Genomic DNA, 10,069 nt, shown 5'->3' with positions numbered 1-10,069 from the left:
GTCGGTGCTAATCTTTTAACTTTTATCAGACATTTTCAGAAGTGCTTGACAATACTATTTTTTTGTTATTAAACAAACAGCATTAGAAGATATACCTTCTTCTCTGCCCTCATATCCAAGAGTCTCAGATGTTGTAGCTTTTATGTTTATATTTTCTATAGAAGTTTTTAATGTTTTTGCTATTATAGTTCTCATATCTAAAATAAAAGGTGCCATTTTAGGACGCTCAGCTACTATTACTGAATCTATGTTTCCTATTTTATATCCCTTATTATTCATACTTTCATATACTTTTTCTAATAGTTTTATGCTACTCACATCTTTAAATTCATCTGATGTATCTGGAAAATGTCTTCCAATATCACCCATGCTTAAGGCTCCAAGTATACTATCCATTATAGCATGAGTTAAGACATCAGCATCAGAATGACCTAAAAGCCCTTTTTCATGCTCTATTTTTACACCTCCTATAATCAAATCTCTATTTTCCACTAATTTATGTACGTCATAGCCAATTCCAATCTTCATTTTTACACTTCCTCATCTAAAAAATTTTTACCCATTATTAAATCTTCTTTTGTTGTTATCTTTATATTTTTATAAGTTCCCATTATCATTTTTACTGGATTTCCAAAATGCTCTACTAGCATAGAATCATCAGTTACATTTAAATCTTCTTTAATACCCCTATCATATGCATCCATTATAAGAGAATATGAAAAAGCTTGAGGAGTTTGAACCTGCCATAGTTTACTCCTATCAGGAGTATTTCGAACTATATTTTCACTATCAACAATTTTCACAGTATCTTTTAATGGAACACCTACAACTATTGCATCATGTTCTATAGCAGCCTTTATTGAAGAATTTATTGTTTCTTGATTAATAAAAGGTCTTGCACCATCATGAATTAAAACTATATCAGTATCCTTATCTAAACTTTTCAATCCATTATATACTGAATCTCTTCTTTCTTTACCTCCTCTTACTATAGACTTAATCTTTTTGAATTTGTATTTATTGATTATATTTTTTCTTGCATACTCAACTTCATCATCTTTAGCTACAACTACTATATCATCTATAAAGTCATTTTTTTCAAATTGATCTAATGTATAAAATAATATAGGCCTATCTTTTAATAAAATATATTGTTTATTTATATTGCTATTCATTCTTTTTCCCATGCCTGCAGCAGGTATGATTACAGAAATCTTTTTATTTTTATAAGTCATTTTATCCACCTCCAATACCATTATAGGAAATCCAATAATAAAAAGCTACCTTTATGGCAGCTTTTTATTTTATAATGCTCTTACTTTTTCATTTACTTCAAATTTTTTGAAGTTTTCTATGAAACTATTATTAAGTTTGTTTGCTTTTTTATTGTATCTTTCTTTATCTTCCCAAGTATTTGATGGAATTAATATTTCTTCTGGAACTCCACTACACTTTAAAGGTATAGATAAATTAAATATTTCATCTTTTTTATACTCTACATTTTCTAAATCACCATTTAAAGCTGCACGTACCATAGCTCTTGTATATTTCAAATTTATTCTACTACCTTTTCCATATTCTCCACCAGTCCATCCAGTATTAACTAAAAATACATTCAAATTATGCTTTTCTATCTTTTCTCCTAGAAGTTCAGCATACACTTGTGGTTTTAAAAGCATAAAAGGTTCACCAAAACAAGCAGAAAAAGTTGCAGTAGGCTCTTTTATTCCTCTTTCAGTTCCAGCAAGTTTGCTAGTATATCCACTCATAAAGTGATACATTGCTTGTTCTTTTGTAAGTTTTGAAATAGGAGGAAGAACACCAGTAGCATCAGCAGTTAAAAATATAATATTCTTTGGTATTTCTCCCTTACCTTCTAATATGGCATCATCAATATGTTCCACAGGAAAAGCCACTCTAGTATTTTCAGTATACATTCCATTAGAATAATCTGGTTCTTTGGTATCTTCATCTAAAACAACATTTTCAAGTATGGCACCTTTTCTAATAGCACTATATATTTGAGGTTCTTTTTCACAAGATAAATCTATACATTTAGCATAGCATCCACCTTCAAAATTAAATACTCCATCTTCAGTGAAACCATGCTCGTCATCACCTATAAGTTTTCTATCATTATCAGCAGATAATGTAGTTTTACCAGTACCTGATAGGCCAAAAAATAAAGCTACATCACCTTTTTTACCTCTGTTTGCAGAACAATGCATAGGAAGTACATTTTTAAATGGCAACAAATAATTCATAACTGTAAACATAGATTTTTTTATTTCACCACTATATTTAGTTCCACCTATAAGTACTAATTTTTCTTCAAAACTAATAATTATAAAAGCTTCTGAGTTTATATTATATTCTTTTTCATTTATTTTTAATTCAGGTAAAGCTATTACAGTGAAGTCCTCTTTGAAATCGTTATCCTTATTTTCTATAAACATTTGCTTTGCAAATAAATTTTGACTTGAAAGTTCATTTATAACTCTTATAGGCATTTTATATTCATCATCAGAACCCACAAAACCTTCAAAAACATATAGTTCTTTATCTTTTATATACTCACTAATTCTTTTAAATAAATTTTCAAAATCTGATCTTGAAATTGCTTTGTTTTGATTATTCCAGTTTATATGATCCCTAACTGAATCCTCATCTACAATAAATCTATCATTAGGTGATCTTCCAGTATATTTACCTGTATTTATGCTTAAAGCACCATTAGAAGCTATTTCAGCTCCTTCTTTCTCTACTGCTATACTTATCAATTCATCTTCATTTAGATTAAATTTCACTTTTTTTGATTTTAAAATCTTATCTATTATGTCTTTAGTGTTATACAAAACATATTCCTCCTTGATTAATTGTTTTATTTGGTGTTAATATATTGTTTATTATAGCATATATTGATAATTAGTATAACACATACATGATAAAAAAATATTTATTTTTTGTCATATTTATTAGTAAAACCTCTGACTAAAAGTCAGAGGTTTTAAATATTCTTATCCTGCTTGTTCAATCATATATTTAGGTTTTGCAAAAATCATTCTACCAGCAGCAGTCTGTAATACACTTGTGACCATAACATCTAATGCTTCACCAATGTGTTTTTTACCTCCATCTACTACTATCATAGTTCCATCATCAAGATAAGCAATACCTTGACCAGATTCTTTGCCATCTTTCATAACTTGAACATGCATTTCTTCTCCTGGTAAGACAACAGGCTTAACAGCATTTGCAAGTTCATTGATATTTAATACTTCTACTCCATGAAATTCAGCTACCTTATTTAAATTGTAATCATTAGTTACAACCATTCCATTTAAAAACTGACCTAGTTTAAGTAATTTGCTATCAACTTCAGATATATCTTCAAAATCTTTATCATGAATTACAACTTCTATATCTATTTCTTTTTGTATCATATTCAAAATATCAAGACCTCTTCTACCTCTATTTCTTTTTAAAGAATCCGATGAATCAGCTATATGCTGCAACTCATCTAATACAAATTCTGGTATAATAAGTGGTCCTTCCATAAAGCCCGTTCTACAAATATCTGCAATTCTTCCATCAATTATAACAGATGTATCTAAAACCTTAGGCTTAACTCTTGATTTTGGATATTCTATTTTCACACCATCTTCTTTAACCACTGTTTTCTTAAATAAATTTGTAAGCCCTGCAAAATCTTCTCTCTTTTTTGTAGCCACATTTAAACCCAAATATCCAAATAATAAATATACCACTACAGCAGCTGGCACTGTTATATAAGGTATTTCAAGATTAAATATAGGTTGAGATATCAAATATGCAATTATTAAACCTACTATAAGACCTACAGCTCCCAATATAATATCTGTTGCTGGGATCCTTTGTAATTCACTTTCCACACTAGAACCTATAGAATTACCCAAGTTTATAATTTTTGGAGATAATAAAAATACTATAATTCCAACTAATGCACTTATAATAATATAACTTATTATTACAAAATTCCTACTTTCAATAAAATCTAATAAACCTAAATCTCTAGCTGATACTGCAACACCAAAACCTAAAAGAAAACCAGTTACTGTTAAAATTACCCTTAAAATTTTATTTACCAAATATTTCACCTCCTATCAAATGATTATAACCAAAAAAATAATATATATAACTTATTTACCACGTTTTTAACAATTTACGCAATAAATTAAAAATAAAGCGTCTAAATAGACGCTATTTTACTATATCTTCTATTAATTCATCTGCTTGGATTTCATCTATATCTTTAGATAAAACAATTTCACTTACAAGCATTTGTTTTGCATTATTTAACATTTTTCTTTCTCCTGTAGAAAGGCCTTTTTCCCTATCTCTAATTAAAAGATTTCTTACTACAGCTGCTATTTCAAAAATATCTCCGCTTTTTATCTTATCCATATTTGCCCTGAATCTTCTATTCCAATTTTGAGGCATCTTTGTCTCATCATCACCTAGTACCCCAAGTACCTGTTCTAATTCTTCTAAGCTTATAACCTCTCTAATTCCTATATCTTCTATATTGTCCATAGGAACCATAACTTTCATTTCTCCCATAGGCATTTTCATAACAAAATATTTTTTCTTTTCACCTAATATTTCTTTTTCTTCTATACCTTCTATAATACCAGCACCATGCATAGGGTAAACAATTTTATCTCCAATATCAAACATACAAAACCCTCCCACATTATAAAAATAATCATATCTCCAGTATACAATATTATAGCTTATTTGTCAAATTTTATATTCTACCACATAATCAAAAGTCTTGTCAACTTTTTTTGACAAATTTCGATAAATTCCACGTCATTTTATTGTGTTTTTCTACCTTCAAATATAGTATTTATTACTTCATGTAATGTTTTGCATTTAATAACTTCTATGTCTTTAAATTTGACATTATTTTTTATGGAATCATATGCAACATATACCTTTTTAAATCCCATTCTTTCAAGCTCTTTTATTCTAGATTCAATAGAAGGTACTTTTTTAATCTCTCCAGTAAGTCCTACATCTCCTATAAAAACAGTATTACTTGGTATACCTTTGTCCTTAATGGAGGATACTATACTCATAATAATAGCAAGATTAACAGACGTTTCATTTAATTTTAATCCTCCTGTAGTTTTTATAACTACATTTTTATCATAGAGATTACTTCCACCCCTTTGTTCCAGTATAGATATAAGGGTATTTAATTGATCTTTTCTAAGACATTCTCCTATCCTAGATGGATATGGAGTAAAAGAAGTTGACACCAATGATTCAATTTCTACAATAATAGATCTTGTTCCTTCTTTTATAACAGATATTGCAGAACCAGCTACAATTTCATCATTTTCTCTTTTTGTCATAAAATACTCTGAAGGGTTTTCTATAGCTACCATGCCATCTTCTTCCATAGAAAATATACCTAGTTCACCAGTTCTACCAAATCTATTCTTCTTAGGAGTAAGAATTCTAAGTTCTTCTTCATTATCTCCTTCTAAAAATAATACAGTATCTACCAGATGCTCAAGTGTTCTAAGTCCTGCCATCTCATTGTTTTTAGTCATATGACCTATCATAATTATAGCTCTAGGCCTATTTTTATTTTTAGCTACATTTACTGCCATATTTGCACATTCCATAGTTTGTACAGGAGATCCTGGTTTTGAATTATGTTCTTCTAATGAAAAAGTTTGAATACTGTCCATTATTACTATATCTGGATCTACTTCATCTATAGAATCTAGCAAATTATCCATACTTGTATCAGATAAGAGCCATATATTATCTATTTTTTCTTTTAAAATTCTATTTGCCCTATTTTTTATTTGACTTTCACTTTCTTCACCAGAGGCATAAAGTATCTTATAACCTTTATTTGATAAATCTCCTGATACTTCAAGTAAAAGCGTTGATTTACCAGCTCCTGGCTTTGCAGTTAATATTATTACAGAGTCTTTTACAATTCCTCCACCTAGAACTCTATTAAACTCATTCATACTTGTTACGATTCTCTCACTACCTTTTGCATCAACCTCTTCAAGCTTTTTAGCCTTCTTTATTTCTCTATTTTTATTTAAGCCCTTAGTATTAGCTTTTTCTACAATCATTTCTTCAAATGTATTCCATTCATTGCAAGTAGGACATCTTCCCATCCATTTTGCAGTTTCATACCCACATTCATTACATATAAATTTGGTTTTTATTTTCGCCAAAAGTATCACCTCACAATACATTATAACAAAAAAATAGTAGCAAAACATATGTTTTGCTACTATTTTTTAAAATGATGCATTGTAAATTATATTTATACTTCCATTGTCTTCTCTCTCTATTATTTCACAATCTACATCATAAATATATTTAATTGTTCTTTTTGTTAAGACTTCTTTAGGAGTTCCATATGCAACTACTTTTCCATCTTTTAAAGCATATATTTTATCACAATACAATGCAGCTATATTTAAATCATGTATGGCTGATAGTACTGTAACTTTTAACTTCTTTACAATGTTCATAAGTTGTAGTTGATATTTTATATCTAAATGATTTGTAGGTTCATCTAATATAAGACAATCTGATTTTTGAGCAAGTGCCCTTGCAAGTATTATTCTTTGTTTTTCTCCACCAGATAAATTAGAAAAGTTTCTTTTTGAATAATCTTTCATTCCAACCTGTTCTAATGATTCATAGGCTATTTTATAGTCATTACTATTATCTCTTTCTAAAAATTTTTTATGAGGTGATCTGCCAAATAGAATCATATCTATAACAGTAAAGTCAAATTGTGTTTCATTATGTTGAGAAACCACAGCCATCTTTTTAGATGTTTCTTTAATACTATAACTATCTATATTCTTACCATCTAATAATATTGTACCTCTATTAGGTTTTAATACTCTATAAACACATTTTAAAAATGTACTTTTACCACTTCCATTAGGACCTATTATACCTATAAACTCTTTCTTTTCTACATTTATATCTATATCTTTTAATATATGATTATTTTCTAAGCAAACATTTATTTTATCTGATTTTAAATCCATTAATCCTTACCTCCAAATCCATAGTTCTTACTAATTATGAGATATACAAAACTAGGAGCTCCTATTAAAGATATCACTATCCCTACAGGGATTTCGCTACCAGGGATTATAAGCCTTGATATTACATCAGACCATATAAGTAATATAGACCCTATTAAAGAAGATGTAAGAAGTATTCTTTTATGCTCTGTACCAAAAGTAAGTCTTGCTATATGAGGTACTATGAGCCCTACAAAACCTATTATACCAGAGTTATATACTAAAAACCCTATAATAATAGATGTGATAAGTAGATAAATCTGCCTATATAGATGTAAATTACTACCAAGAGTGATTGAAACTTCATCACCAAGTAACATAAGATTTAAATTTCTATATTGGGTTAAAAAAAACAAAGTAGCTGAAATTACTACAGGTATTAAAATTTTCAAATTATCCCAACTAGCACCACTAAAACTCCCCATAAGCCAAAATGAAACTGTTCTCATCCCTTCTCTATTACTTGAAGTATATATGATAAAACTAGACAGCGATGAACATAATGTACTTATAGCCATACCAGCTAATAATAATTTTGTAGAAGTAGCTTTCCCCTTAACATTAGCTAGACTTACCACCATAATTGAAACTATAAAAGCCATTAAAAAGGCAGATACACCTACATAATTAGAACCAAATATAGTTCCAACTCCTAGCATTATAGCTAAAGTAGCACCTAATGAAGCTCCAGATGAAATACCTAATATATAAGGGTCTGCCAATGGATTTTTTACAACCGCTTGCATGATTACTCCAGATACTGAAAGACCTATACCCATTATGCTTGCAAGTATTATTCTAGGAAGTCTCACTATCCATACAATATCTACAATAGCTCTTGAAATATCTTGAATAGATCCTATATTAAAAGCTTTATATAATATTATTTTGTATATTTCTTTTACTGAAATTTCTATTGAGCCAAAAGTGATCGAATATAAAAATGAAAAAATGAGTAAAAATATGAGAATAACAGAAACACCTATATAAGTAGGTGTTTTTGTTGATTTTTTATTTTTATTACCCTTGCTTAAATTTTCCATAAGTTACTTGCTTTCTTGAGAATTATAAAGTCCATCGATTATAGTATTTATACCATCTAATGTCCTAACTCCACTGGCATATACCTCACTTAAGACTATGGGATTTACTCTTTCATTTTTAATGGCAGGAACACTCGAAAGAGCAGGATTATCCATTATATTATTAACAGCTTCTTTACTTTTTATAGAATCACCATAGTAGACAGTAAATATAACATCTGGATTTGATTTTATTAAATCTTCCACACCAATATTATCATTTCTATCTACAACCAAATCAGCCCCTACTTGACTTGCTATATCCCCACCTATACTATCTTCTCCATATATTCTGTATTGTCCTTCCTTACTGCTTTCAAGAATCACAGTTTTTACCAATTTTTTATCTTTTACACTTTCTTTAGCTTCTTTTATTTTTATTTTCATATCATCTACTATTTGATTAGCCTTGTCTTCTACATCAAATATTTTCCCCATATTAATTATATCTTCATACTCATTTTCTAAACTATTTGGAGATTTAACTCCACTATTTTGTTGAATATAAGTATTTACACCTCTTTCATGCCAAAAAGATACATCTCCATAATTTTTTTCTGAAAATAAAGAATACCAACTTGTAATAAAATCTGCTTCCATAGCTAAAATCTCTTCTTTAGTTGGAAGCTGCTCATAATATTTGATTTTATCAAATGCTTCTTTATATTCATCTTTAACTGGATCATCTAAAAATGATGCTGCTACTATTTTATCTCCTTGACCTAGTGCTAAAAGAGTTTCTATAGAACTTTGGTATATTGCAACTACTTTTTCAGGAGCTTTTTCAAAGGTTATTTCAACAGGTTCCTTATTCCAATTATAAGTAGTTATAGTTACTGGATAATGAGAATTTGAAGATTTATTACTCGTTTCTTGCTTAACTTCTTTTGCAGTTTCTTCCTCACCATCATTACATCCTACTAAATTCAGCATAATAATAGCTAATATAAATATGCTTAAAAATTTAACTATTCTTTTCATTTAATTCACCTTTCTTTAATGAGTACCTTCAATCACTTTAATGTTTTTAGATTTAAATATATTAGTTATTTCTTCTTTTTTATTTGCTTTACATTTAACAACACACTTGCCTATATGTATAGTATAAACTTCCTTTTTTACTAATCTGTTTGCTAATTCTTTTAACCATTCTTGTGATCCACTTGAGCAAATTTGACATGTGAAAAAAGATGATAATATCACATCTTCTTCCTCATAAACTTTAAAGTGCTTGTCTTTATTATTAAAAGCTTTGAAGCAGCCCATTGTTGTACAAATACCATTTACTTTTTCACATATTCCAATTGCTATATTCATTAAATTCACCCCTAAAATTATTTTTAGATTATTTTCTATATAGTATAGTTCTACTAAATTACTTATAAATGCAATTTAACCCTTCCATACTTCTATAAGCCATATGGATTTTATGATAAATTGGTAAAATTATAAGATAATATAAAGTAGTTATTATAATCTAAACATAAAATAAACCAGCATATACATGCTGATTTATTACTAATAAGAAAGTCTTTCTATACATAGAAAGAGTATTATCAATTAACACCTCCTCATCCGCGTGAGTAATAAATCGGTTTTATACTATTTGGCAGGTCTCCTGACTCAAGACTAACAAATCTTATACCTTCCCATGAAAATCACAGTGGTTTTTATAAGATTCTATCTTTTACAGTGGCGGGACCGTGTCGGAATTTCACCGAACTTCCCTTTTAAACAATTTAATGATAAATTGTACCAATAGAAATATATTTAGTTTGAATTAAATGTATCACTTTCATATATGATTGTCAATATAATTAACAAAAAAGAGCTATAAACTCTTTGTTTATAGCTCTCAAAACTTAT

10 protein-coding genes and 1 riboswitch are annotated in these 10,069 nt (G+C 28.6%); all 10 genes read right to left on the bottom strand.

Annotation, left to right across the window (positions count from 1 at the left end):
• Positions 1-54: 54 nt before the first annotated feature.
• The 10 genes from ispF to ACTHUW_RS11855 all read right to left on the bottom strand — a co-directional run bounded on the left by ispF (position 55) and on the right by ACTHUW_RS11855 (position 9,520).
• Entirely contained in the window at positions 55-528 is a 474-nt protein-coding gene (gene ispF, locus ACTHUW_RS11900) for a 2-C-methyl-D-erythritol 2,4-cyclodiphosphate synthase (RefSeq protein ID WP_442196583.1), read from the bottom strand.
• 2 nt (positions 529-530) lie between these two features.
• A complete protein-coding gene (gene ispD / locus ACTHUW_RS11895) occupies positions 531-1,235 on the bottom strand; it encodes a 2-C-methyl-D-erythritol 4-phosphate cytidylyltransferase (protein WP_442198836.1) in 705 nt (234 codons plus the stop codon).
• Positions 1,236-1,304: 69 nt separating this feature from the next.
• Complete coding sequence (pckA, locus tag ACTHUW_RS11890; RefSeq protein WP_442196581.1) at positions 1,305-2,855, bottom strand: phosphoenolpyruvate carboxykinase (ATP); 1,551 nt, start codon at positions 2,853-2,855, stop codon at positions 1,305-1,307.
• Positions 2,856-3,017: 162 nt separating this feature from the next.
• The gene (locus tag ACTHUW_RS11885; protein ID WP_442196580.1) at positions 3,018-4,127 is read right to left on the bottom strand and encodes a PIN/TRAM domain-containing protein; all 1,110 of its coding nucleotides are present in this window, start codon (positions 4,125-4,127) and stop codon (positions 3,018-3,020) included.
• Between the two features lie 112 nt (positions 4,128-4,239).
• The gene (locus ACTHUW_RS11880) at positions 4,240-4,716 is read right to left on the bottom strand and encodes a CarD family transcriptional regulator (RefSeq protein WP_442196579.1); all 477 of its coding nucleotides are present in this window, start codon (positions 4,714-4,716) and stop codon (positions 4,240-4,242) included.
• 140 nt (positions 4,717-4,856) lie between these two features.
• Positions 4,857-6,248, bottom strand: a complete 1,392-nt coding sequence (gene radA, locus ACTHUW_RS11875; protein WP_442196578.1) for a DNA repair protein RadA — start codon at positions 6,246-6,248, stop codon at positions 4,857-4,859.
• Between the two features lie 66 nt (positions 6,249-6,314).
• The gene (locus tag ACTHUW_RS11870; protein WP_442196577.1) at positions 6,315-7,082 is read right to left on the bottom strand and encodes an ABC transporter ATP-binding protein; all 768 of its coding nucleotides are present in this window, start codon (positions 7,080-7,082) and stop codon (positions 6,315-6,317) included.
• Positions 7,082-8,164, bottom strand: coding sequence for a FecCD family ABC transporter permease (locus ACTHUW_RS11865; protein WP_442196576.1), 1,083 nt, complete (start codon positions 8,162-8,164; stop codon positions 7,082-7,084). The genes ACTHUW_RS11870 and ACTHUW_RS11865 overlap by 1 nt, the downstream gene beginning before the upstream one ends.
• Before the next feature lie 3 nt (positions 8,165-8,167).
• Positions 8,168-9,184, bottom strand: coding sequence for an ABC transporter substrate-binding protein (locus tag ACTHUW_RS11860; RefSeq protein WP_442196575.1), 1,017 nt, complete (start codon positions 9,182-9,184; stop codon positions 8,168-8,170).
• A gap of 15 nt (positions 9,185-9,199) precedes the next feature.
• Positions 9,200-9,520 carry a CGGC domain-containing protein gene (locus tag ACTHUW_RS11855; protein WP_442196574.1) on the bottom strand — a complete coding sequence of 107 codons (321 nt, stop codon included), beginning with the start codon at positions 9,518-9,520 and terminating at the stop codon, positions 9,200-9,202.
• 274 nt (positions 9,521-9,794) lie between these two features.
• A riboswitch (cobalamin riboswitch) is annotated at positions 9,795-9,978 on the bottom strand.
• Between the last annotated feature and the right edge of the window lie 91 nt (positions 9,979-10,069).

Source organism: Senegalia sp. (in: firmicutes), from assembly GCF_052088025.1.
GTDB lineage: Bacteria > Bacillota > Clostridia > Tissierellales > SIT17 > Anaeromonas.
This window is presented reverse-complemented; position numbering and strand designations above follow the sequence as displayed.